At 63.0% G+C, this 22,467-nt stretch carries 26 protein-coding genes and 1 pseudogene; 10 read left to right on the forward strand and 17 right to left on the reverse strand.

The genetic code is table 11. The features are described 5' to 3' along the window. Window positions 1-16 precede the first annotated feature (16 nt). Both ACFZCE_RS08395 and ACFZCE_RS08400 read right to left on the reverse strand, forming a co-directional pair. Window positions 17-595, reverse strand: a complete 579-nt coding sequence (locus ACFZCE_RS08395) for a recombinase family protein (protein ID WP_390937902.1) — start codon at window positions 593-595, stop codon at window positions 17-19. 565 nt (window positions 596-1,160) lie between these two features. Further along, on the reverse strand, window positions 1,161-1,508 hold the full coding sequence (locus ACFZCE_RS08400; RefSeq protein ID WP_390937904.1) for a helix-turn-helix domain-containing protein: 348 nt from the start codon (window positions 1,506-1,508) through the stop codon (window positions 1,161-1,163). A 102-nt stretch (window positions 1,509-1,610) separates the two neighbouring features. Here ACFZCE_RS08400 and ACFZCE_RS08405 point away from each other — a divergent pair, with 102 nt between their 5' ends. Next, on the forward strand, window positions 1,611-2,027 hold the full coding sequence (locus ACFZCE_RS08405; protein ID WP_390937906.1) for a hypothetical protein: 417 nt from the start codon (window positions 1,611-1,613) through the stop codon (window positions 2,025-2,027). A 205-nt stretch (window positions 2,028-2,232) separates the two neighbouring features. Here ACFZCE_RS08405 and ACFZCE_RS08410 read toward each other — a convergent pair whose 3' ends face one another. Continuing rightward, window positions 2,233-2,868, reverse strand: a complete 636-nt coding sequence (locus ACFZCE_RS08410) for a hypothetical protein (protein ID WP_390937909.1) — start codon at window positions 2,866-2,868, stop codon at window positions 2,233-2,235. A 508-nt stretch (window positions 2,869-3,376) separates the two neighbouring features. Beyond that, window positions 3,377-4,345, reverse strand: a pseudogene (locus ACFZCE_RS08415) (YifB family Mg chelatase-like AAA ATPase); the annotation flags it as partial. Window positions 4,346-4,645: 300 nt separating this feature from the next. Between ACFZCE_RS08415 and ACFZCE_RS08420 the strand changes: the two are divergent. Beyond that, window positions 4,646-5,566, forward strand: coding sequence for an Abi family protein (locus tag ACFZCE_RS08420; protein ID WP_390937911.1), 921 nt, complete (start codon window positions 4,646-4,648; stop codon window positions 5,564-5,566). 44 nt (window positions 5,567-5,610) lie between these two features. Here ACFZCE_RS08420 and ACFZCE_RS08425 read toward each other — a convergent pair whose 3' ends face one another. Together ACFZCE_RS08425 and ACFZCE_RS08430 are read right to left on the reverse strand one after the other, a co-directional pair. Then, window positions 5,611-6,462: a DUF1989 domain-containing protein gene (locus tag ACFZCE_RS08425; RefSeq protein WP_390937913.1), complete on the reverse strand. Its 852-nt coding sequence runs from the start codon at window positions 6,460-6,462 to the stop codon at window positions 5,611-5,613. Window positions 6,463-6,477: 15 nt separating this feature from the next. Then, window positions 6,478-7,143, reverse strand: coding sequence for a GntR family transcriptional regulator (locus ACFZCE_RS08430; protein WP_390937915.1), 666 nt, complete (start codon window positions 7,141-7,143; stop codon window positions 6,478-6,480). A gap of 156 nt (window positions 7,144-7,299) precedes the next feature. On the opposite strand from ACFZCE_RS08430, the gene ACFZCE_RS08435 reads away from it, so the two are divergent. Both ACFZCE_RS08435 and ACFZCE_RS08440 read left to right on the forward strand, forming a co-directional pair. Beyond that, entirely contained in the window at window positions 7,300-8,094 is a 795-nt protein-coding gene (locus ACFZCE_RS08435) for a MetQ/NlpA family ABC transporter substrate-binding protein (RefSeq protein WP_390937917.1), read from the forward strand. A gap of 66 nt (window positions 8,095-8,160) precedes the next feature. Next, window positions 8,161-9,162 (forward strand): substrate-binding domain-containing protein, encoded by a 1,002-nt coding sequence (locus ACFZCE_RS08440; protein WP_390937919.1) that lies wholly within the window; start codon window positions 8,161-8,163, stop codon window positions 9,160-9,162. Here the strand turns inward: ACFZCE_RS08440 and ACFZCE_RS08445 are convergent, their stop codons facing one another. Beyond that, on the reverse strand, window positions 9,163-10,086 hold the full coding sequence (locus tag ACFZCE_RS08445) for a LysR substrate-binding domain-containing protein (protein ID WP_390937921.1): 924 nt from the start codon (window positions 10,084-10,086) through the stop codon (window positions 9,163-9,165). It abuts the gene before it with no gap. Window positions 10,087-10,144: 58 nt separating this feature from the next. Beyond that, window positions 10,145-10,405 carry an accessory factor UbiK family protein gene (locus tag ACFZCE_RS08450; RefSeq protein ID WP_390937923.1) on the reverse strand — a complete coding sequence of 87 codons (261 nt, stop codon included), beginning with the start codon at window positions 10,403-10,405 and terminating at the stop codon, window positions 10,145-10,147. A 414-nt stretch (window positions 10,406-10,819) separates the two neighbouring features. Here ACFZCE_RS08450 and glnK point away from each other — a divergent pair, with 414 nt between their 5' ends. From glnK to sutA, 4 genes are all read left to right on the forward strand, one after another. Beyond that, complete coding sequence (gene glnK, locus ACFZCE_RS08455; protein ID WP_190421752.1) at window positions 10,820-11,158, forward strand: P-II family nitrogen regulator; 339 nt, start codon at window positions 10,820-10,822, stop codon at window positions 11,156-11,158. 46 nt (window positions 11,159-11,204) lie between these two features. Continuing rightward, a complete protein-coding gene (locus ACFZCE_RS08460; RefSeq protein WP_390937926.1) occupies window positions 11,205-12,539 on the forward strand; it encodes an ammonium transporter in 1,335 nt (444 codons plus the stop codon). 207 nt (window positions 12,540-12,746) lie between these two features. After that, window positions 12,747-13,172, forward strand: coding sequence for a secondary thiamine-phosphate synthase enzyme YjbQ (locus ACFZCE_RS08465; protein ID WP_390937928.1), 426 nt, complete (start codon window positions 12,747-12,749; stop codon window positions 13,170-13,172). Between the two features lie 98 nt (window positions 13,173-13,270). Next, a complete protein-coding gene (gene sutA, locus ACFZCE_RS08470; RefSeq protein WP_390937930.1) occupies window positions 13,271-13,600 on the forward strand; it encodes a transcriptional regulator SutA in 330 nt (109 codons plus the stop codon). Between the two features lie 51 nt (window positions 13,601-13,651). Here sutA and ACFZCE_RS08475 read toward each other — a convergent pair whose 3' ends face one another. The 6 genes from ACFZCE_RS08475 to ACFZCE_RS08500 are packed head-to-tail and all read right to left on the reverse strand — an operon-like array spanning window position 13,652 to window position 18,236. Then, window positions 13,652-14,353 carry an HAD-IA family hydrolase gene (locus ACFZCE_RS08475; protein WP_390937932.1) on the reverse strand — a complete coding sequence of 234 codons (702 nt, stop codon included), beginning with the start codon at window positions 14,351-14,353 and terminating at the stop codon, window positions 13,652-13,654. Then, complete coding sequence (gene xerC / locus ACFZCE_RS08480; RefSeq protein ID WP_390937934.1) at window positions 14,350-15,249, reverse strand: tyrosine recombinase XerC; 900 nt, start codon at window positions 15,247-15,249, stop codon at window positions 14,350-14,352. Before xerC ends, ACFZCE_RS08475 begins: the two co-directional genes overlap by 4 nt. A gap of 2 nt (window positions 15,250-15,251) precedes the next feature. Beyond that, window positions 15,252-15,980: a DUF484 family protein gene (locus ACFZCE_RS08485; protein WP_390937936.1), complete on the reverse strand. Its 729-nt coding sequence runs from the start codon at window positions 15,978-15,980 to the stop codon at window positions 15,252-15,254. A 13-nt stretch (window positions 15,981-15,993) separates the two neighbouring features. Next, window positions 15,994-16,824 (reverse strand): diaminopimelate epimerase, encoded by an 831-nt coding sequence (dapF, locus tag ACFZCE_RS08490; protein ID WP_390937938.1) that lies wholly within the window; start codon window positions 16,822-16,824, stop codon window positions 15,994-15,996. Window positions 16,825-16,828: 4 nt separating this feature from the next. After that, window positions 16,829-18,076: a diaminopimelate decarboxylase gene (gene lysA, locus ACFZCE_RS08495; protein ID WP_390937940.1), complete on the reverse strand. Its 1,248-nt coding sequence runs from the start codon at window positions 18,074-18,076 to the stop codon at window positions 16,829-16,831. Between the two features lie 10 nt (window positions 18,077-18,086). Further along, the gene (locus ACFZCE_RS08500) at window positions 18,087-18,236 is read right to left on the reverse strand and encodes a lipoprotein (protein WP_390937942.1); all 150 of its coding nucleotides are present in this window, start codon (window positions 18,234-18,236) and stop codon (window positions 18,087-18,089) included. A gap of 165 nt (window positions 18,237-18,401) precedes the next feature. Between ACFZCE_RS08500 and cyaY the strand changes: the two genes are divergently transcribed. Then, window positions 18,402-18,734 (forward strand): iron donor protein CyaY, encoded by a 333-nt coding sequence (cyaY, locus tag ACFZCE_RS08505; protein ID WP_390937944.1) that lies wholly within the window; start codon window positions 18,402-18,404, stop codon window positions 18,732-18,734. Beyond that, window positions 18,734-18,946 carry a DUF1289 domain-containing protein gene (locus tag ACFZCE_RS08510; protein WP_390937946.1) on the forward strand — a complete coding sequence of 71 codons (213 nt, stop codon included), beginning with the start codon at window positions 18,734-18,736 and terminating at the stop codon, window positions 18,944-18,946. Before cyaY ends, ACFZCE_RS08510 begins: the two co-directional genes overlap by 1 nt. Before the next feature lie 32 nt (window positions 18,947-18,978). Here the strand turns inward: ACFZCE_RS08510 and ACFZCE_RS08515 are convergent, their stop codons facing one another. The 3 genes from ACFZCE_RS08515 to ACFZCE_RS08525 form a co-directional block, all read right to left on the reverse strand. Next, entirely contained in the window at window positions 18,979-21,813 is a 2,835-nt protein-coding gene (locus ACFZCE_RS08515) for a class I adenylate cyclase (RefSeq protein ID WP_390937948.1), read from the reverse strand. Window positions 21,814-21,895: 82 nt separating this feature from the next. Continuing rightward, entirely contained in the window at window positions 21,896-22,141 is a 246-nt protein-coding gene (locus ACFZCE_RS08520) for a TIGR02647 family protein (protein ID WP_390937950.1), read from the reverse strand. 49 nt (window positions 22,142-22,190) lie between these two features. Then, the gene (locus ACFZCE_RS08525) at window positions 22,191-22,466 is read right to left on the reverse strand and encodes a hypothetical protein (RefSeq protein ID WP_390937952.1); all 276 of its coding nucleotides are present in this window, start codon (window positions 22,464-22,466) and stop codon (window positions 22,191-22,193) included. Between the last annotated feature and the right edge of the window lies 1 nt (window position 22,467).

A 22,467-nucleotide genomic window follows, 5' to 3' on the forward strand; every position in this document is an offset into this window, starting at 1 on the left:
GACATGCCCGCACCCCCTATAAGCTGGTAGGGGTAGCCCAATGGCGTTTCACTGTAGCTATACCGATTTCTAATTCTCCCGCAACCTGTGCTTGGCTCAACCCTTGGGCTTTCAGGGTTTGCACCTTCTTTGTAGTGTTTACCGCTGGCGGCCTGCCGAGCTTTTTACCTTCAGCTTTCGCACGCATCAAGCCTTGCTGGGTTCGTTCAATCAGCAGATCACGTTCGAATTCTGCTACGGCGTTCAGTACCTGCATTGTCATTTTGCCTGCGGGGCTTGTTAGGTCTACGCCGCCTAACGCAAGGCAGTGAACCCGTATGCAATCTTTAGCCAGATTCTCCACAGTAAATCGAACATCCATTGCGTTGCGGCCAAGGCGGTCCAGCTTGGTAACGATTAGCACATCACCCCGTTCCATACGGTCTAGTAGTTTTTGAAACCCGGGTCGTTCGGCAACTGCAACGCTACCAGAGACGATTTCTTCAACTACACGTGAAGGTTGAACGTCGAACCCGGCCGATTTCACTTCCTGCACCTGATTGGCTGTAAATTGGCTTGCGGTGGACACTCGGCAATAGAGAAATGTGCGGGACATGATGAATCTCCACGTATCGTTAAACGTGGCATCACTATAGGATGGTATCAAAAATTGCGCAAGGCTATTTTTATGGTACCGGCTTAGCTATGGAAACGCCGGTATCGAAAAACGGTCGTTTTTTGGTTGTTTGGTTGACAGTGTAGGGAGCATTTCCCTAGCGGGATTAGTAAAGATGTACTATGGACCAGTAACGGGCTTGATCGGATAGGTGCAGTTCTAGATTAGGCAAGCTTTGATCATACTGCTGAACATTGTTATGCGTTTCAGCTATATGTAAGTCATCTAATGCCGGGCGAAGGAGTCGCACCTTGGATACCCAAAACTACCACCTATTCATATTGACTGCTGTGCGCGATCAGGATTGGGCTGCGTTAAAGTCCGATGATGAGGGAATGTTGAGGGCGATGATTTACGCCAAGTTGATAGATTATTCCGGGACGGTAGGAATTTCGGGCCTTCCTAGGCTGGCAGTTACCGACACTGGCATCCGTTACATGGATTACCTATCAAAGATTAATGTTCGAGAATACCGATCTGTCAGGGGAAGTAGACGTGGTACGGATTAGGGTGCGTTAGTAGAATCGCAACGTGACTCGAACTTTTCAATCATCTCCACAAGATTCCCGCCACATGCATTCACCCAATCGCGTAGCTGTAACAAATCCAATCGACGACCTTCCACTTCGACGGCGCTAACATACGCCTGTTTCCTTCCTATCCGCATTGCTAAATCATTTTGGGTTAATCCGGCTTGTAAGCGGTAATCCCGAAGCAGGCTCACTAGGACCTGGTAATCGTCGGTGTGAATGGATTTTGACATACAATTGTGGCGCTCTGACAGATTGCCAACAAGGTATTGCCATCTAGCAAAATACTCGAAATACGAGTATTGTGTATTCTTGGGTCCCATCGCTCATGCATCAGAGTGTTTAGGTGGCCGGTTGAATAATTGCAAAGCATGGATGCCAGCCAAAACTGGTCATCGAAACCGTAACCTAGTAGGAATGATAGGATGTTTAAACGGATTTTGGGTTGTAGTGTGTTGTTGATGTCCAGTCTAGTAGACGCTCAAATAATCGATGTGTCCGGTGACATGAGAATTGGGCCGAAGGAAACGGGGATGCGCGGGTGGGCTTGTAAGAGTCCTGATGTGTTTTTCAGGATTTTTGATGCGGCTTTGAATGATAAGCTCGATGACAAAACTTCTGCGGCGTTCGATAAAGAACTGGAGGCGGAGGCGAAGCGTGGTAATTGTTTCAATATTCCACTTTCGACGGCAGTGGCAATGTATCTTCGAATGGCAAAGATTTCAGTCCCCGGTAAAGAGCCGCAGGTGGTATATACGTTTAAGGTTTCCGCAAATGGACATATTGGCTATACGCCAACATATCAATTATATGACCAAGGCAGGTCTTTGTTTCAGGATTAAAACACGAATGTTTTAGACATATTGCAATGTGCCGTTGAGACATTGCGTGAAATAGTCTAGTTGATAATGCGATTACTATGATTTAGGAAGGCCCGGATCAGCTTTGGACTCCCTAAGCTGCCGGGCCAGTTTCCAATGCCTCTGCAACCGCCTGTGCTGCGTCTTAGGCAGCGATGCAGTGTTTGGAAATGGTGTGGTTGCGGGTCTACGAAATAAACGCCCATAGAGTGTTTGAGGGCGTGACTTCGGCTGGCTTGTCTTTCGGCATGCTGAGATTTGGTTTGCCATTTGAAATCCATGAACTTGTATCGCGCTGGACTGCCTTGCATTTCGAAAAGCACTGTTTGCCTTCAGTCTTTGATATTTTCTTTGCAAGATATGAAACCCAGTCAAAGAAAATGTCTCGCGTAGCTTCCGATGAAATCACTAGTCCATACGGGTGGTCTTTATGATTTATCACCTTGTAATTGGCGAGAAATCCATTTGATTTCATTTTGGAACAGAGTTGTTGTAGGTTCAAGGGTGTGTTGTATTTTCCGTCAATGATCATTGCAATGTGGTAGTGTGTACCCTCGTCGTCGTCAATTTCCTTTACTGAAACTCTCGCTGGTGTATAGCCGTGTTTATCATATCTGCGATTGATGCAGGCCGAAAATTTGCTTAGATTCATCTTTTCGGTGAATCTCACTCTAAGATGAAGTCCAATGGGACGATTAAAGTCTTTTGATGTTGTATAGGTCATTACGTAAAGCGGTTCAAGAATTCGTTCTAGGCTTTCACGCTTATGGTTGCAGTTAATTGTCTTTTCCATGTAACGGTTTTGGTTGTATATAGTTGTCACGCAATAGTCCTGTTGTTCTAACTTAGGTTTGTTTTAGAAACTCAAAATCTCTGTTCGCCATTTCCCATATGTTAAATCATCTGCTTAGTGTCGTTTGCGTTGATGCATGCAACACTGGCGGCACTGGTAGTTACAGCACGAGGCATAACAGTCCACCATCCAGAATGCTGTGCAACCCGCAAGGATAGGGCGTTCGATAGTGTTTCGAGAGTTAGCAAGTCGTAAGGGGGAGTCGGCCGAATTTATGGATTTGCAAAGGCTTTCAATGCGCAAATGGGCCACCTGCTGAACAATTGTGCCATATTTTAGTGTGTTTCTAAACATTGAAAATACAAAGCCAAATTGGCTGCTGTAAATTTGATACAACTGCGTTATGGCTTTTGCCATAGGGTAGGATGTAGATAGTTGCTTTCTTCTTCAGTACGCGTTGTAGGCGATGTGAGTTACGGTGGGGTAAGAGGTCTGAAGGTTATGTAGTAGGCACACTTCGATCTAATGTGTGAGAATTCACCCTTCCGTACTCCAGCGGCTCGCGCAGCACCTCGAGCACCTTGCGGTCGAACTCCGGGAGCTCATCCAGAAACAGCACACCATGGTGGGCCAGGGTGATTTCCCCCGGCTGTGGCCGGCTTCCACCGCCCACCAGCGCCGCGCCCGACGCCGAATGGTGCGGGTGGCGGAACGGCCGCTGCGGCCAACTGCTCAGCGGCACATGGCTGGTGACCGACTGGATGGCCGCCACCTCCAGCGCCTCGGCCTCGGCCAGCGGCGGCAGCAGGCCGGGCAAGCGGCTGGCGAGCAAGGTTTTGCCGGTGCCGGGCGGGCCACTGAACAGCAGGTTATGCGCCCCCGCCGCGGCCACCACCAACGCCCGTTTGGCCGCCACCTGGCCTTGCACCTCAGCCAAGTCAGGGTAGGGCTTGGGCACCAGCAACAGGCCGTTGGCGCGAAACAACGGCAGCAGTGAGTGGCCATTGAAGTGCGCCACCAGCTCAACCAGGTGCTCCACCGCCAGCACCTTCAAGCCACTGGCCAGCGAGGCTTCCTCGGCATTCTCCCGCGGTACCACCAACATGCGCCCGGCATCGCGCGCCGCCAGCGCCGCCGGCAACACTCCCTGCACCGGGCGGATCGCCCCGGACAACGCCAGCTCGCCCAGGCACTCGATGCCGCTGAGCGCGGCGATCGGCACTTGCCCGCTGCTGGCGAGGATGCCCAGGGCGATCGGCAGGTCGAAGCGCCCGCCATCCTTGGGTAAGTCGGCCGGGGCCAGGTTAAGGGTGATGCGCTGCGACGGGAATGCCAGCCGGGAGTTGACGATGGCGCTGCGCACGCGGTCCTTGCTCTCTTTCACCGAGGCTTCGGGCAGGCCAACCAGGGTGAGCGACGGCAAACCGTTGGCCAGGTGCGCCTCGACGAGCACGGCGGGCGCGCCAACGCCGACTTGGGCGCGGCTGTGGGCAATGGCGAGGGGCATCCTTGCCTCCTTGTGGGGTGGGGGGGAAGAGGGGGGAAGGGTAGTTGGGCGAGCGTAGGGCCGGCACACGGACATGTAAGATTATGTGGCACCCAGTACCTCGAAATCGCTCTCAAGGCAGTGTTTACGGGGTGTTTGCGATTTCTGGGGGAACAGCGCGGTCGCGCGGCGCGGGTTGACCCAGCGAGCCTCGCGCCATAGCATTGCGGGCAAGAATAACCTCCACGCCTCGGGCGGGATTCATCCCGTACTGCGCACCAGGGGGTTAGTTTTTTCTGGCTGATCACAGGGCGCCTTGGCATGCCCCAACTCCCCACCGCCTACGTCAAACCCGCCAAAACTCCCCATGCGCTGCTGCGTCACCTGCGGGCCAAAGGCCTGGGCACCAAGGGCCAAACCGAACCCGCGTTACGCGCTCTTGAATTCGTCGGATATCACCGGTTGCTGATTTACATGCGCCCTCTGCAGGATCCGCAAAAGCGGTTCGTGCCTGCCGCGTGCTTTGACGATGTGCTCAAACTTTATGATTTTGACCGTCGTCTTCGCCTGGTTTTTCTGGATGCCATCGACAGGATCGAGGTGGGCTTCCGCGCAGCGATCATCAATACCCTTGCAGTGGACAAAGCCTGCGGGCCGCATTTTTATCTCAGCGCCATCCACTTCGAAGATTGCTCGAAGCACCGTGACCTGTTGCGCCAGGTAGTCAACCTGCGAGAAAAGGACAACGCTGCGCTCAATCATTACTATCGGCACTACAACACCCCGGCGCTGCCTCCCGTGTGGGCAGTGCTCGAAGCGATGACGATTGGCCAGATGTCGCGGTTGTTCTGCGATCTTCACCTCGACCACCGCAAAGCAGTTGCGGTGAAGTTCGCGTACGACGAGACCGTATTGGTCAGTTGGTTGAAGAGCCTCACCCTCTTGCGCAACGTGTGTGCTCATCATGGGCGGTTATGGAATGCCTCCATAACGGCCAGTGCGCCTAAATATGCCAAGGCTATTGCCGTGGAGTTCCCCTCCCACGTCGACCGGGGGCGCATGTTCGCCAGGGCGGTGGTAGTGCAGGCGTTACTCGAAAAAATAGACCCAGCATCGGATTGGAAACACCGGTTCAAATGCCTCATGGCTACAGCACCCCATGAAGCCTTGGCCAAGGCAGGCAAAACTACCGCGGAACTTGGCCTGATAGCCGATTGGGAACAGCGCCCTTTTTGGAACTGAACCCGTGCCGAGCTAAGGTCACCTGCCTGGGCCTATCGCGCCCCCTACACCTCCCACGCCGCCTTCGCCACCATCAGCCCATGCTGCCCCGCGTAGCTGGCCCGCTTCGGTTGTTCCCAGCCCTGCAGTAAGCCCTCATCCAGGCGGTATACCTCGACCCCCAGCGGCCGGCACACGGTGAGTGGGTCTTGCGCCTCGGGCCCCCACATCGGCAAGGACAAATCCCCCCCGGGGCAGGTCGACAGCGCGCAGAGCACGTCGATTTCGGCGAAGAACTCCAGGTAGTCGCCCTGCCGGGCCGGGCAGGCCTTCATGAAGTACATGTCGTCGTGGTTCAGCCCGGTGCACTGGAAGATGTTCAGCACATCGTGCACGTCGAACTCGGTCAGGCCGAACGGCAGCACCGCGCGGGTGAGGTTGGAGTGGCAGTGGTGGTGGAAGTCTTCGCCGGTGAGCATCTTGTTCACGTACGGGTCGCAGCGGGTGCCGAGCAGGTCGTGCAGGCGGCCGCCGTGTTCGTCGATGCCGTAGGCGGCGAGGCTGTCGTCGGTGATGGTCACCAAGGGGCGCAGGAACGGCAGGTTCGACCACAGGCGGTCGTGGGTCGTCACGTGGGCGCCCTGCAGTTGCCGGGTGCGCGCGGCCCACAGGCGCTCGCGCGGGTCGTTGGCGTTCCAGATGTTGAAGTCGCCTACCTGCGGGCCGACCGGGGTGGTCACGCGGAACACGTGGCCGGCGGGGACCTTCCAGGCACGGCCGGTGCGGATCGGCACCTCGAATTGCTCAACCAGCGTACGGCTGGCCTTGTTGTCGCGAATGCGGCCGTAGAAGGCCGTGTCGACCTGCAGCGCCGAGCCTTTGCTGGCCTGGTAGGCGGCGGGGTAGTCCTTGTACATGGTGTGGCTCCGGGGTCAGGGTGAGGGGCGCGTGCTGAGCAGCTCGAGCAGCAGGCGTTCGGAATCATCAAGGTAGTTGGCCATCGCGTAAGCGGCCTCATGGGGTTGCTCGGCGCCGAGCAGGGCATGCAGGTGGCGGTCACGTTGCACCCAGGGGCGCTGAAAGCGTTCTTCATCCGGCGCCATGGCAAAAGCCAGGCGCAGTTGGGCGGCGATGTTGGCGAAAAACTGGTCGAACAACGGGCTGGCCAGCAAGCTGACGATGCACTGATGAAAGCGCAGGCTGTGGGTGCCGAAGGCGCGCCAGTCTTCCCGGCCCTGGGCCAGCTCGGCGGCGTCCATGGCATCGGCCATGCGCGCGGCTTGCTCTTCGCGCAGCGGCGCACCACTGCGCAGCGCTTGCAGCTCAAGGGTGCGGCGCACCTTGAACAGGTCGCGCACCTCGGCCACCCCCAAGCGCCGAACTTCCACGCCTTTATTGCGCACATAGCTGGCCAGGCCTTCGCGGCTCAACTGGTGCAGGGCCTCGCGCAGGGTGTTGCGCGAGGTGCTGTAGGCCGCGGCGAGTTCGACTTCCGCCAGCGCGGTGCCGGGCAGCAGGCGCCCGGCGATGATCGCCTCGCGCAGTTCGTTGGCGACCTGGGCGGGCAGGCTGAGGCCGCTGTGGGGGGCGGGTGGCATGGGTGGCTCCGTGGCGTGATTGTTGAACAATCTTCTGTGGATACGGAACAAGATGCATGCCACCGGCGGCTATAGCCCTATGCCGAGATCGTATTTGCGAGGCCGCGTGGGCCGCCCTAGGGTGGCGGCTTTCTACAGCGAAGCGGGTTGAGTGCGATGAACGGCTGGCGTGGCGGGATCTGTGCAGTGCTGGTGTGCCTGGCGGGTTGGGCTGGCGCGGCGCCGCTGAAAGTAGGTGTGACCAGCGGGCCCCATGCTCAGGTGATGGAAAAGGTCGCCGAGGTGGCCAAGGCCCGTTTTGGGCTAGACGTGGAGGTGGTGGAATTCACCGATTACATCCAGCCCAACGCCGCGTTGGCCGCTGGTGACCTCGACGCCAACAGCTATCAGCACCGGCCGTTCTTCAATGCTCAGGTCAAGGCCCGCGGCTATGACCTGGTGGGCATCGGCAAAACCTTTACCGGGCCGATCGCGTTCTACTCGCAACGCTACCAGCGCTTTGACCAAGTGCCTGATGGCGCCCAGGTCGGCATCCCCAATGACCCGGCCAACGAAAGCCGGGTGTTGCTACTGCTGCAGGCCAACGGGCTGCTCACTCTGCGCCAGGGCATCGACCCGCAGGCGGGTGTGAATGCCACGCCGATCGATATCACCGCCAACCCCCATCACTTCGAATTCGTTGAGCTGGACGCCGCACAGTTGCCACGCTCGCTGCCAGACCTGGCGGTGAGCGCGGTGAATGCCGACTACGCCCTCAAGGCAGGCCTGAACCCCAGCCGGGATGCCATCCTCAGTGAAAAAGGCGATGGCCCCTACGCCTGCCTCATCGCGGTGCGCCGGGCCGACGCGGGCCAGCCTTGGGTGCAACAATTGTTGCAGGCCTATCAGAGCCCTGAGGTGAAGGCGTTCATCGAGACCACCTTCAAGGGGGCGATCTTGCCGGCTTTCTGATCCGAGGTATGCGCCAGGCTGGGGCGAACGTGCGAAAATGCGGCGTTTTTTTTGGACGCCCCCGGCATGCAACCACGCCCAACGCTGAAATCCCTGGCCGCGACCCTCGGCCTGCACGTGTCGACGGTGTCGCGCATCCTCAACGGCGCGCCCGAGGCGGCTGGCCGCGCGGCCTCGCCCGAGGTGGTCGGCAGGGTGCGGGCCTTGGCCCGCGAGCTCAACTACCGGCCCAACCCCCAGGCGCTGAGCCTGAAAACCCAGCGCAGCCGCGACGTTGGCGTGCTGCTGCCGCGCCTGGCAGACCCTTTGGCCGCGCGGCTGTTCGAGGGCATCGAGGATGCCGCCCAGGCCGCCGGCTACAGCGTGTTCGCCTGCCCGACCCAAGACGACCCGCGGCGCAGCCTCGACCGCGCCGAAAAAGCCCTGCAGCGGCAAGTGGCCGGGCTGGTGCTGGGCGATTGCCACCTCGGTGACACCCGCCTGCTCGATACGTTGGCCGCGCAGCGCGTGCCCTACGTGCTGGTGGGCCGCCAGCAGCCTGGCCAGCCTGGCATCGGCTGTGACGACGAAGCGGCCGGGCGCGCCGTGGCGGAGCATTTTTTGCGCAAGGGCCGGCGGCGGCTGGGCGTGCTGGCGGGGCCGGCGCACAGCTCGCCGGGCCAGGATGCCCTGCGCGGCTTTGCCGCCGCGTGCCAGCAGGCCGGTGTGCCCTTGGCGCCTGAGCAGGTGGTGCACGGCGCGGTCAGCGCCCAGGCCGGGCGCGAGCAGGGCGAGCGTTTGCTGGGCTTGGGCGTAGACGCGGTGTTTGCCCTGGATGACCTGCTCGCCCTCGGCGTGGCCAGCGCGGCCCAGGCCCGGGGGCAGCTGTTGGGGCGTGAGTTGGCGCTGGTGGGCTACAACGATTTGCCCTGGGCCGCCGAGCTGCCGGTGCCGCTGGCCAGCGTCAGTGTGCCAGCCGAGCGCATGGGCCGCCTGGCCCTGCAAATGTTGTTGCGCCGGGTCGACGGCAAGGCCGCCAACCCTCTGGTGTTGGCGCCAGAGGTATTGCTGCGCGCCAGCGCCGGTTGATCAGAGCGGGCTGACCGGCTGGCGGTCGCCCATGTGCTGCTCGAGCCGCGCGCGCAACCAGCGCTCGGCCGGGTCGCTGTCGGTGATGCTCAGCCAGACCATCGACAACTCCAGCGCCGGGGTGTCGAACGGCAGCGTTTCGGCATACAGGTTGCCCCAGCCGAGCATGGCCGTGGCGGCGTAGTCTGGGCAGCCGGCGAGCAGGTCGGTGCCGGCGAGAATGGCCGGCAGCGAGCTGAACTGCGGCACCGACAACACCACATGGCGCGAGCGGCCGATCTCGTCGAGCCATTCATCGGCGATGCCGCGGGTGTTGGCCGTGTGCGACACCAGCACATGGGGCCGCGCGCAGTATTCATCGAGGGTCAGCGGTGTGTCGGATTTGTCTGCCCGCAGCACCCGCGCGTGCATGCGCCGCAGCAGCTTGCGCTTGGCATTGGCCGGCAGGCCGCGGGTTTGGCTGATGCCCACGGTGATCTCGCCCGAGGCGAGCAGGTCGGGGATGCGCCAGTAATCCACGTGCTGCACCACCACCACCACGTTTGGCGCTTCGGTGCGCAGCGCGCGCAGCAGCGGTGGCAACAGGCCGGATTCGACGTCGTCCGACAAACCGATACGGAAGGTCATGCTGCTCTGCAGCGGGTCGAAATCCTGCGAGAGGCTCAGCGCCATGGACATTGCGTCGAGCGCCGGCGACAGGTGCTTGATGATCTCGCCGGCCCGCGCGGTGGGCTCCATGCGGTGGCCCACGCGCACGAACAATGGGTCGTTGAACAGCGTGCGCAGCCGGTTGAGCGCGGCGCTGACAGTGGGCTGGCCGAGAAACAGCTTCTCCGCCACGCGGGTGACGTTACGTTCCTGCATCAAGGTTTCGAACACGACCATCAGGTTGATGTCGGCCTTGCGCAATTCGTTGCGGTTCATCCATCACCCCATGATCGCTTCGCTACCGGGGGAGTGTATGAAGCCCGATACGCGCCGTCTAGCCGCGTTCGCCGTCGAGGCGTGCTTCCAGTTCGGCCAGGCGGGTTTCCAGTGCCTCGACCCGGGCGCGGGTGCGCGCCAGCACCACCATCTGGCTGTCGAATTCTTCCCGGCTGACCAACTCCAGCTTGGCGAAGGCGGCCTGCAGCACACTGCGCAGCTGGCTTTCGGCTTCGCCGCGCGGGGCGCTGGCGGCACCGTCGAGCAACCGCGCGGCCTGGCCGGCGAGGGCATCGATGAAATCTTTCGGGGCGAGCATGGCAAAGCTCCTCTGGGCAAAGCCTGCACTTTATCACGGGCGGGCTATATTCATCGGGTGACCGCCGGCGCACCGTTTTCGCGCATGGCTGTGGGGCGCCGCGCACCAGCGCTGTGCAGCGCGGCGGCGCGGCGCTCAAACGGGGGCCGAAAGGGGCCGGCAAGCGCATGTAAATCGCGGTATGTACCGATGTGGCAAGAAACCTGCTTAGTGCCAATTGACCCATGCACTGAGGCAGTCTCATGAGACGAATGCAGTGCGCAGGCGGAGCGGGGAAGTGTTTCGTCAGGAGCGGTCTCTGGTGCCGGTTTCAGGAAGAGAAACCGGCGACGCGTTACAAAGCCAGGCACTGCGCTTAGACTTGTTCTGGGTTTGTTTTCCTGGGGCAAGTCCACCAAATCGGGAGAGAGTTTCATGAAGCTAGTCACTGCCATCATCAAGCCATTCAAACTGGATGACGTTCGCGAGTCGCTGTCCGAAATCGGCGTGCAGGGCATTACCGTTACCGAGGTCAAGGGCTTCGGTCGGCAGAAGGGCCACACCGAGCTGTACCGCGGTGCTGAGTACGTCGTTGATTTCCTGCCCAAGGTCAAGATCGACGTTGCCATTGGCGACGATCAGCTCGACCGGGTGATCGAGGCCATCAGCAAGGCCGCCAACACCGGCAAGATCGGTGACGGCAAGATCTTCGTGGTGCCGCTGGAGCAGGCGATCCGTATCCGTACCGGTGAAATCGGTACCGACGCGATCTAAGCCGAACTAGCCGACACACAACTAAAAAGCCCCAGGAGTAAACAATATGACTCTGCGTCAATTCGCAGGGCTAGGAGCCCTGTTGTCCCTCGTAATGCCAGGCCTGGCCATGGCCGACGAGGCCGCGGCCCCGGTCCTCAACTCCGGCGACACCGCCTGGATGTTGACTTCCACCGCCCTCGTGCTGTTCATGACCATCCCGGGCCTCGCATTGTTTTACGGCGGTATGGTGCGCTCCAAGAACATCCTGTCGGTGATGATGCAATGCTTTGCGATCACCGGCCTGATCTCGATCCTGTGGTTCGTGTACGGCTACTCGATGGCCTTCGACACCACCGGCATGGAACAAGGGGTGATCAACTTCAACTCCTTCGTCGGTGGCATGGCCAAGGCCTTCCTGGCGGGCGTTACCCCCGCGAGCATCACCGGCCCGGCCGCGCTGTTCCCGGAAGCGGTGTTCGTCACCTTCCAGATGACCTTCGCCATCATCACCCCGGCGCTGATCGTCGGCGCTTTCGCCGAGCGCATGAAGTTCTCCGCCATGCTGGTGTTCATGGGCGTGTGGTTCACCCTGGTGTACGCACCGATCGCCCACATGGTCTGGAGCGGTAACGGCGGCCTGCTGTGGGACTGGGGCGTGCTCGACTTCGCCGGTGGCACCGTGGTGCACATCAACGCCGGTATCGCTGGCCTGATCGCCTGCCTGGTACTGGGCAAGCGCAAAGGCTACCCCACCACCCCGATGGCCCCGCACAACCTGGGTTACACCCTGGTCGGCGCCGCCATGCTGTGGGTAGGCTGGTTCGGCTTCAACGCCGGCTCCGCGGCCGCCGCCAACGGCACCGCCGGCATGGCCATGCTGGTCACCCAGATCGCCACCGCCGCCGCCGCCCTGGGCTGGATGTTCGCTGAGTGGATCACTCACGGTAAGCCAAGCGCGCTGGGCATCGCCTCGGGCGTGGTCGCTGGCCTGGTGGCCATCACCCCGGCCGCCGGTACCGTTGGCCCGATGGGCTCGCTGATCATCGGCCTCGCCGCTGGCGTGGTGTGCTTCTTCTGCGCCACCAGCCTCAAGCGCAAGCTGGGCTACGACGACTCCCTCGACGCCTTCGGCGTGCACGGCATCGGCGGCATCATCGGCGCCCTGCTGACTGGCGTGTTCGCCGCGCCTTCGCTGGGTGGCTTCGGCACCGTGACCGACATCGGCGCGCAACTGTGGGTCCAGGCCAAAGGCGTGGGCTTCACCGTGATCTACACCGCGGTCGCGACGTTCATCATCCTCAAGGTCCTCGACATGGTCATGGGCCTGCGTGTAACCGAGGAAGAAGAAGCAGTCGGCCTCGACCTGGCACAACACAACGAGCGCGGTTACAACCTGTAATCGTCCACTCGCGAAAAATGCCCGGCTTGCCGGGCATTTTTTTATCCGCGTTTTGTCAGTGCATGAAGCGGCCATGCCGCAAAGTGCCGTGCCAGCGGGGCCGGGATTATCAAACCCCTGCAAAACGTAAGATTTTTCGCCGTGAGATCAACCACTTTGCTTTTTTCTGGAGCGCGCTAGAATGCGCCCCAAGAACGGGAGAACGCCATGTGGCAGCAAACGACGATTACCTTGAAGCCCCGCCCGCGCGGGTTTCACCTGGTGACCGACGAGCTCCTGGCGGCCTTGGCGCCGTTGCGTGGCTGCCGGGTGGGCCTGTTGCACCTGTGCCTGCAACACACCTCGGCGTCGCTGTCGGTCAATGAAAACGCCGACCCGGCCGTGCGCCGTGACTTCGAGCGGTTCTTCAACCGCCTGGTGCCACAGGGGCAGGCGGGCTTCGAGCACAACGACGAAGGCGACGACGACCTCCCGGCGCACTTCAAGGCCAGCCTGCTGGGCTGTGAGCTCACCGTGCCGGTGAACGCCGGGCGGCTGGCCCTGGGCACCTGGCAGGGCATTTACCTGGGCGAGCACCGCGACCACGGCGGCGCCCGCCGGGTAGTGGCCACGCTCTGGGGCGAGGCTGGGTGACCGCTGGCATGGCGGGCGATGAATTTTTTCTGGCAGGCTTTATCTCAAGCGTGCCTGGTCTATAAATACTCTGCTTTGGCGAGTCATGAGGTAAGACAATGAGCGACGATGATCTGGAACAAGACGACCTCGAAGTAGGCGATGAAGAAGACACCGAAGAAAGCCTGGAAGCAGGCGCCGAAGACGTAGCGGCTGACGACAGCAGCGACGACGGCGATGCTCCGGCGTCCTCGGGCAAAGGCAAGAAGGCGGCGGTCACGGTCGACGAGATGCCCAGCCTGGAAGCCAAGCAGAAGGAACGCGATGCCCTGGCCCGGGCCATGGAAGAGTTCCTCTCGCGTGGCGGCAAGATCCAGGAAGTGGAGGCGAACGTGGTGGCCGACCCGCCCAAGAAGCCTGACAACAAGTACGGCAGCCGCCCTATCTGAAGGGCTGGCCGGCGCAGGAAACAGCCCGTCGTCGCTGCGGGCTTTTTCTTGTCAGGCGCCTTCCCACTGCCGCAGCAGCGCGGGCAATTGCGCCAGGCTGCTGATTTGCGCGTGGGGCGCCGCGCCGCCTTCCCAAGGGGTGTGCCGGGGGTTGTACCACACCGCGCGCAGGCCGGCCCGCAGGGCGCCGGCGATGTCGTCGTTGGGGTGGTCGCCCACGTGCACGGCCTTGGCCGCGACCGTGCCGGCCCGCCGTAGCGCCTCCTCGAAGGGGCGAGGGTCTGGCTTGCCGATACCCACGTCTTCGGCGCTCAGGGCAAAGCTGAAGTAATCCGCCACGCCCAGCCGGCGCACGTCGGCGTTGCCGTTGGTGACCGCGCCCAGCCGGTAACGCTGGGCCAGCAGCTCCAGCGTAGGGTGCACTTCCGGAAAGAAGTCCACCTGGTGCCGCGCGTGCAGGAAGACCTCAAAGCTGCGCTCGGCCAGGTCCTGGGCCTCGGCTTCGGCGTACCCCGCCTCATGCAAGCCATGGAACAGCACCCGCCGGCGCAGCTCGCTGATGCGATGCTTGAGCGCGGGCTCCGCCTCCACCAGGCGCTGGCGGATGGCGAACAGCGCCTCGGGCGGGAACGGGCCGATCTTCGGCGCATGGGCCGCCAGCCATTCGCGCAACACGATCTCGGCGTTGGCGATCACCGGGGCGGTGTCCCACAGGGTGTCGTCGAGGTCGAAGGTGACCAGCTCAATGCTCACTGTTCCGGCTCCTTGTTGCGGCGTGCGCGGGGGTGCGCCTGGTCGTACACGTTGGCCAGGTGCTGGAAATCCAGGTGGGTATAGATTTGCGTGGTGGAGATGTCGGCGTGGCCGAGCAGTTCTTGCACGGCGCGCAGGTCTTGTGACGACTCCAGCAGGTGGCTGGCGAACGAATGGCGGAGCATATGCGGGTGCAGGTGCTGGCCCAGCTCCTGGGCGCCGGCCTTGGCCATCACCACCTGCACCGCCCGCGGGCCCAGCCGCTCGCCGCGCAGGCTGATGAACAGCGCGCGGCCCTTGGGGTTGCCGGCGCCGCGCTCGCGCAGCCACTGTTGCAGGGCCTCGCGGGCCTTGCGGCCCACCGGCAGCACGCGCTGCTTGTTACCCTTGCCGGTGACCTGCACCAGCCCGGCGGGCAGGTCGAGGTGGTCCAGGTCAAGGCTGCACAGCTCGGCCAGGCGCATGCCGCAGGAGTAGAACAACTCGAGGATGGCCTGGTTGCGGCGGGCGTGGAAGCTGTTCTCCACGGCGCCGTCGAGCAGTTGCTGGGCACGGTCGGTGTCGAGCACCCGCGGCAACTTGCGCTCGCCCTTGGGCGCGCTCAGGCCCACTGCCGGGTTGTGCGTGCACAGCCCTTCACGGTGGGCCCAGCGGTACAGCCCGCGGGCAGCGGAGAGTAGCCGCGCCAGGCTGCGGGGCGCTTGCCCATGTTGGTGCAGGCGGGCAACGATGCGCCGCAGGTGGGCGGTGGTCAGCTGCTCCCATTGGCTGACCTGCACCGCGGCGCAGTGCTCGATCAGCTTGGCCAGGTCGCGGCGGTAGGCGGCTTCGGTGTGGGCCGAGGCCTGGCGCTCGCTGCGCAGGTGCGCGCAGTAGCCGTCGAGCCAGGCCTGCATGCTCAGCGAACCGAGCGCAGGCTGGGCGTGAAGCGGGGGATCACCCGGCCGAGCACTTCGCCGATGTAGCTCAGAAACAGCGTGCCGACCGCGCTTTTGTAGTGGTGTGGGTCGTGGCTGCCGATGGCCAGCACGCCGTGCAGGCCGTGGTGCATCAACGGCACCAGGGCGGTGGACGCCACCTCTTTGTGCGCGGCTTCGCCGAAGATGAATGCCAGTTCGTGATCCCGCAGGGTGCCGCTCACGGCCTTGCCTTCGCCCAGCAGGCTGCCGATCGATTGCTGCGCTTCGGCCAGCGGCATCGAGCGGCCGACCGCGGTGGGGCTGTCGCTGAACAGGATCAGGCTCACGAACGGGACTTTGAAGTCCTGGCGCAGGCTGTCGTCAACGCCGATGACCACTTCCTCGAGGCTGGTGGCGTCGAGCAGGGCGAGGATCAGCCGGCGGGTTTTGCCAAACAACCGGTCGTTGTCGCGGGCCACATCCATCAGGTGGGTGAGGCGGGTGCGCAGGTCGCCGTTGCGCTCACGCAGCAGCTTGAGCTGGTGTTCGACCAGCGAGACGGTGTCGCCACGCTGGTGCGGGATGCGCATCTGCCCCAGCAGCTCCTCGCGCCCGGCGAAGAACTCCGGGTGTTCGGCGAGGTACTGCTCGACCGCTTCGGCCCCCAGTGTCGGCGGCGGGCCATCTTCAGTGTTCTGGCGTGCGGATACTCGGGGCTTGTTGGTCATGGGGTGTTCTCGCTCACAGACGTACCTGGCCTTCGAAAACCCGCGTCGCGGGGCCTGTCATCATCACCGGCTGGTCGGGGCCGGCCCACTCCAGGGTGAGGGTGCCGCCGGGCAGCTCGAGCTCCACCGGCGAATCCATCCAGCCCTGGGCGATGGCCGCGACCGCCGCGGCGCACGCGCCGGTACCGCAGGCCTGGGTTTCGCCGGCGCCACGTTCCCACACCCGCAGCTTGCCGCGCTGGCGGTCGAGCACCTGCAGGAAGCCGGCGTTCACCCGCTGCGGGAAGCGTGGGTGGTGTTCGATGAGAGGGCCCAACTCGCGCACGGGCGCGCTGCCGACGTCATCGACCCGGGTCACGGCGTGGGGGTTGCCCATCGACAGCGCGGCGATCTCGACGGCTTGGCCGTTGACGTCCAGCGTGTACACCAGCGCCTGCTCCGGCGCCTGGAACGGGATCTGTTCCGGCACGAAGCGTGGCGGGCCCATGTTCACCCGCACCTGGCCGTCGTTGCGAATGTGCAGTTCGATGATCCCGCCTTTGGTTTCGACGCGGATCTGTTTTTTCGCGGTCAGGCGTTTGTCGAGCACGAAACGGGCGAAGCAGCGCGCGCCGTTGCCGCATTGTTCAACTTCCGAACCGTCGGAGTTGAAGATGCGGTAGCGGAAGTCGACTTCCGGGTTGGTCGGCGCCTCGACCAGCAGCAACTGGTCAAAGCCCACACCGGTGTTGCGGTCGCCCCACTGGCGTGCGTGCTTGGGCGTGACGTGGGCGTGCTGGCTGACGAGGTCCAGCACCATGAAGTCGTTGCCCAGGCCGTGCATCTTGGTAAAACGCAGCAGCATCGGTTTACTCCGGCAACAGGCTTTCGCCGGCGTACAGTTCAGCCACGGTTTCACGGCGGCGCACTTCAAAGGCTTGCTCGCCGTCGACCAGCACCTCGGCGCAGCGGCCGCGGGTGTTGTAGTTCGAGCTCATCACAAAGCCATAGGCACCGGCCGAATGCACGGCCAGCAGGTCGCCTTCTTCCAGCACCAGGGCGCGGTCCTTGGCGAGGAAATCGCCGGTTTCGCAAATCGGCCCGACGATGTCGTAGGCACTGGCCTCGCCCTGGCGCGGGGTGACCGCGCTGACGTTCATCCAGGCCTGGTACAGGGCCGGGCGGATCAGGTCGTTCATGGCGGCGTCGACGATGGCGAAGTTCTTGTGCTCGGTGTGCTTGAGGTACTCGACCTTGGTCAGCAACACGCCGGCATTGGCGACGATGTAGCGGCCCGGCTCGAACACCAGGGCCAGGTCGCGGCCTTCGAGGCGCTGGCGGATGGCCTGGATGTAATCACCGGCCAGCGGCGGCTGCTCGTCGCGATAGCGCACGCCGAGGCCACCGCCCAGGTCGAGATGCTTGAGGTGGATGCCGCAAGCGGCCAGGCGGTCGACCAGCAACAGCAGGCGGTCCAGCGCGTCGATGAATGGCGCCAGGCTGGTGAGCTGCGAGCCGATGTGGCAGTCGACCCCGATGATCTCGAGGTTGGGCAGGTGCGCGGCGCGCACGTACACGTCTTCGGCGTCGTCGATCGAGATGCCGAATTTGTTTTCTTTCAGGCCCGTGGAGATGTACGGGTGGGTGCCGGCGTCTACGTCGGGGTTCACCCGCAGCGACACCGGGGCGCGCACGCCCATTTCGGCGGCCACTTGCTGCAGGCGCTCAAGCTCGTTGGCCGATTCGACGTTGAAGCAGTGCACGCCCACTTCCAGCGCGCGGCGCATGTCTTCGCGGGTTTTGCCAACGCCGGAGAACACCACGCGGTCGGCGCGGCCGCCGGCGGCCAGTACCCGCTCCAGCTCACCGCCAGACACGATGTCGAAGCCCGCGCCCAGGCGCGCCAGCACGTTCAGCACGCCCAGGTTGGAGTTGGCCTTGACCGCGAAGCACACCAGGTGCTCCATGCCGGCCAGGGCGGCGGTGTAGCTGCGGTACTGGTGCTCGATGTGGGCGCGCGAGTACACGTAGGTGGGGGTACCGAAGCGTTCGGCAACGGCGGAAAGCGCGACGCCTTCCGCGAACAGCTGGCCGCCGCGGGGAGTGAATGCGTTCATGGCGCGCCCCTCAGGAAGACTGCTGATGCGTGTGCGAACCCGGCGCGCTGTTCGGGCCTTTGCTATCGTCGGGAAGGAACAGCGGGCCTTTTTGGCCACAGGCGGACAGCAGGCAGGCAACGGCGAGCAGGGCAGCGAATGAGGCGATCAGGCGCTTCATGTGGAATCCTTTGTATAAACCGGCAATTGCGCCCGAGTATACCGGCGCCCCGCGCCAATGCCTAATAAATGGGCGCCCGCTCAGCGGCGCCCGAACGTGAGTGTTTGCAATCGGCCAGCATGGCTCGTACATTGCCGCGCTTGCGCCAATTACCGAGGTGGACACATGAGTTTGAGCGAAGCCCGCTTCCATGACCTGGTCGATGCGACCCAACAGGGCCTGGAAGACATTTTCGACGACAGCGACCTGGACGTAGACATGGAAAACGCCGGCGGTGTGCTGACCTTGCGCTTCGAAAACGGCAGCCAACTGATCTTCAGCCGCCAGCCAGCCCTGCGCCAACTGTGGCTGGCCGCCCGTTCCGGGGGCTTCCACTTCGACTACGACGCCGACTCGGGCAAGTGGATGTGCGACTCCACCGACGAACTGCTCAATGAAATGCTGGTGCGCATCGTTGCCGAGCAGGGCGGCGCCGAGCTGGAGTTCGATGAGCTCTGATGGCCAGCCCCAAGCCGCTGTACAGTAACGTCAGCCCGGCGGTGCAGTCGCCCTGCGTGAGCCTGTGCAAGCTCGACGAAGACCGTTACTGCCTGGGCTGCCTGCGCCACGTGGAGCACATCCGCGAGTGGCGCGCCGCCAGCGACGAGCGCCGCCGCGAGATCCGCGCCCTGGCGCAGGCCCGCCGCGCGGCGATCGGCGAAGGGCCCTGAAGCCGTACCGCTTCCTCCCCCCGTGAACCCCCTCAGTGCTGCGCCAGCGCCTGGTTGATCGCCTGCTCCAGGTCTGCCTTGTAGCGCAGGTAAACGTTGCTCGACAGCGTTTGTTCATTGCCAAGGGCCGACAGGTCGAGGTCGGTGATGTAGCAGTGGTAGCGCTCGCCGCCGCTGCGCTGGCTGAGAATCTCCTCGGCGACCACTCGGTACAACGCCTCGCCGTGCTCCAGTTCGTTGAACTCGCGCTGGTTGCAATACAGCACCACGCGGGTTTGCTGCGAGGTGCTTTTGAACAGGATCGCCTGTACCTCGTAAAACCCTTCGTTCACCGCGCTGCTGGGCTCCAGGCGCTCGACCTGGCGCAGGCGTGAACCCTGTGGGGTGTTCAGCCGGTAGAAAATCGTCTCCAGTTGCTGCGGCTCGCGCAGGCTCAGCTGGGTGGCGCGGCGGTCGGCGATGCGGGTCAGAAAGCGCCGCAGCGGCGCCAGCAGGCTGGGTTCGTCGAAGAACGCCTGGCGCTGGCGCCACAGCGTATTGAACTCATCGAGCACGTAAACTTGGGCTTCGTCACCCATCACCGCATGGAACACCTGCACGCAGTTGGGGTGCGCATGCGGCAGGATCAGCGCCAGGTCGTGCTCCTGCAGGGCCTTGGGGTCCATGTGCAGCGGGCTGTAGCGCTTCAGCGGGCGTGACAGGTAATCCAGCAGCACCTGCTGGCTGGGCAGCGGGAAGTGCCGCACCTGGCCGGGGGCGAGGTCGAGCACGTGGTATTGCTCTTGTACCTGGATCAGGTAGCGGTGGCCGAGGTTGCGCGCCAGCAGGGTTTGCGCGGTTTCGAGCAGCTCCACCACCCGCGCGGCGATCGCCTGGGCACGGTTGTGGCAAAAGCAGCGCACGCTGATGCGTGGCCACGGGCGGCCTTCGGGCAGGCTGTTGAGCAGGTCGCGCAGGCAGTCGAGCAGGGCGTAGCGGCCGTCAAAGCGGTTCACGCTGACTTCGTTCCAGCTGTTCACCGTGACCTGGTCCAGGGTCAGCACCAGGTTGTCACGGGCACCGGCGTAGCTCAGCGAATCGGTACGCGAGGTGGTCATCAGGATATTCAGGTCGCGGTGGTGCTTGAGCGGGTCTACGCCCACGTTCACCAGCAGCAACACCTCGGTGGCCACCGCCGGTTGCAGCCAGCGCTCCTGGGCCACCGGCGGCATCGGCAGCGGCACCGCCTGCTGCAGGGCGCCGAGCAGGTTGAACAGCTCGAACTCGGTCACATCGCTTTGCCCCGGGTGCAGCGCCAGGCGTGTGGCGGCGTCGATCACGCCATTGCGGTGGCCCCAGGCGAGCAGGTCGATCAGCGAATGGCTGCGCTTGAACGGGGCGAAGTGCTCCCACTCCAGCACGTTGAGGTTGCCGTGGAACAGCCCCCATTGCACCTGCCCCGGCTCGCGGCGGTTGGGCGCTTGCACCAGGGTGAGGGTGTCTTCGGACAAATCCGGGGCGATGCCCGGGTTGATCAGCTCGAGCTTGCCGGCGCGGCGCTCGAAGGCGGCGTACAGGCGGCGCCCGAGGATGTTCAGGTCGGTGCGGCTGGCGGCGCTGGTCGCCGCCTGCTGGCGCGAAAAATTACCGATGAAGCGGTAGCTTTGGTTCAGCGCGCCCACCAGCGCCTGGCGCTCCAGGCTGACCTGCCGCACCTTCCAGAAGGCGCGGCTGTCGAGCACCGCCAACTGGCGCTCGTCCCAGCCCCATTCGGCCACCAGTTTTTCCATCAGCGGCCGCTGCCAGCCCTGATGGCGGCCGCGGGGCGGGCCGCTCATGCGCTTGTTGACCTTCAGGTAAAAGGCCCGGCGCACCAGCTCTAGGCGCTCGAGGTCACCAATGCCTTGCAGGTAGGCCTCGATCCGCCGGTACACCATCAGGTACGGGTCAAGATCGTCCAGGGCCAGGCGGTTGGCGTAGATCGCCTCCTTGAACTGCACGCTCAAGCATTCCACCTGGGGGTGTTGGGCGGCGTATACCTCGATCAACAGCAGCTTGATCACCGACTTGAACGGCGACTCGATGCCCTTGTACAGCTGCCACAGGCCGGCACCGATGAACTCGCCGGGCGGGATGTGCGCCAGGTGGCCGAGGTCGAGCACTTCGTCCTCGCGCACGAAGCGCTTGCCGAGTAGGGTTTGGCTGAAGTGCAGGTAGTTCTGCTCCTGCTCGGCCGGCACCATCCACCACAGCGGGATGCGCCCGGCCAGCCACAGCGCGGTGCGGTAGAACTCATCGAGCAGTAAAAAGTGCTGGGTGCTGCCGCTGTCGTCGGCGCTGAGCTGGTTTTCCCGCTCCTGGTTGACGAAGCGTTCGCAGTCGATCAGGAAAAAGTGCGCCTCGGCGCCCTGGGTTTCGGCCCAGGCTTCGAGCAGCCGGCACTTTTTTTCCAGCTCCATGCGCTGGTGGGCGTCGAGGTCGGAGCTGTGGCACACCCACATGTCCATGTCGCTGTGTTCGTCTTGCGCCAGGGTGCCAAGGCTGCCCATCAGGTACAGGCCAAGGATCGGCGTGGGTGCGTTGCGCCGGTGCTTATAGATGAACGAGCGGGTCAGCCGCTGGGCCTCGGCGAGCAGCGCCTCATCGGGCTCGTAGCCGCTGATGCCCGCGGGGGTGAAGCCCGACACGTAGCCGGGCAGCAGCGGGTGGTTCACATGAAACAGCAACGGCAGCAGCGTGAGCACCTGCCGCTGGCGGCTGGAAAACCCCTCGCAGGCGCGCTCGATGCGGGCCTGGGTGACCTTGAGAAAACGCGCGCGCAGTTGCCCCAGCACCTTGCGGTCGATGCCGTCGTCCAGGTCAGGGCGAATGTGATCAGTGCGGGTCATGGTCAACTCAGGGGCGGCCGGTGCCGAAACGGTGGCTACAGAGCGTTATCGGCAGGCTGCCCCGGAGGTTGAGGCGGGAAGGTCAGGCGGCCTGGCGCTGGCCGAGAATGGTCAGCAGGCCCTGGGCATGTTCGGCGGCTTCCAGGCCCAGGGAGGTCAGGTAACCGCCATCGGGCTGGCTGATCAGGCCCTTGGCATGCAGGCGCCGGGCGGCGGCGATGGCGTGGCTACCGGCGGCCTGGTGCACCTTCAGGCCTTCCTGGGTATTGGCCAGGTTATACAGGGAGAGGATTTCGAATTCGGCAAGCAGTTCTGGGGCAAGCGTCATGGCGGCTCCTGATATTGTTGTTGTCGCCACGACCAGTGTAGCCAAATTTTCAGCGTTCTTCGGGCAGCTCGGGCAGGGCGCGCAAGGCGGCTTCGTACCAGGCGCCGTCGAACGGGCGGTCGGCGTCGAGCATGGCGTCGATTTCCATCGCCAGCACGTGGGCCATCATGTTGATGATGTCTTCGCGCTCGTAGTTGACCAGCGTGAGCTTGTTGAACACCGCCAGCGCGGCGGCGGGCTCGCCGCTTTCGATTTGGTTCTCGATGGCCTGGGTCAGGGTCGATTCGGCGAAGGCTTCGTCGTCTTCGGGTAATTCAGTGGCCATG

Origin of the sequence: Pseudomonas sp. NPDC007930, from assembly GCF_042958985.1 — a bacterium.
Lineage (GTDB): Bacteria > Pseudomonadota > Gammaproteobacteria > Pseudomonadales > Pseudomonadaceae > Aquipseudomonas.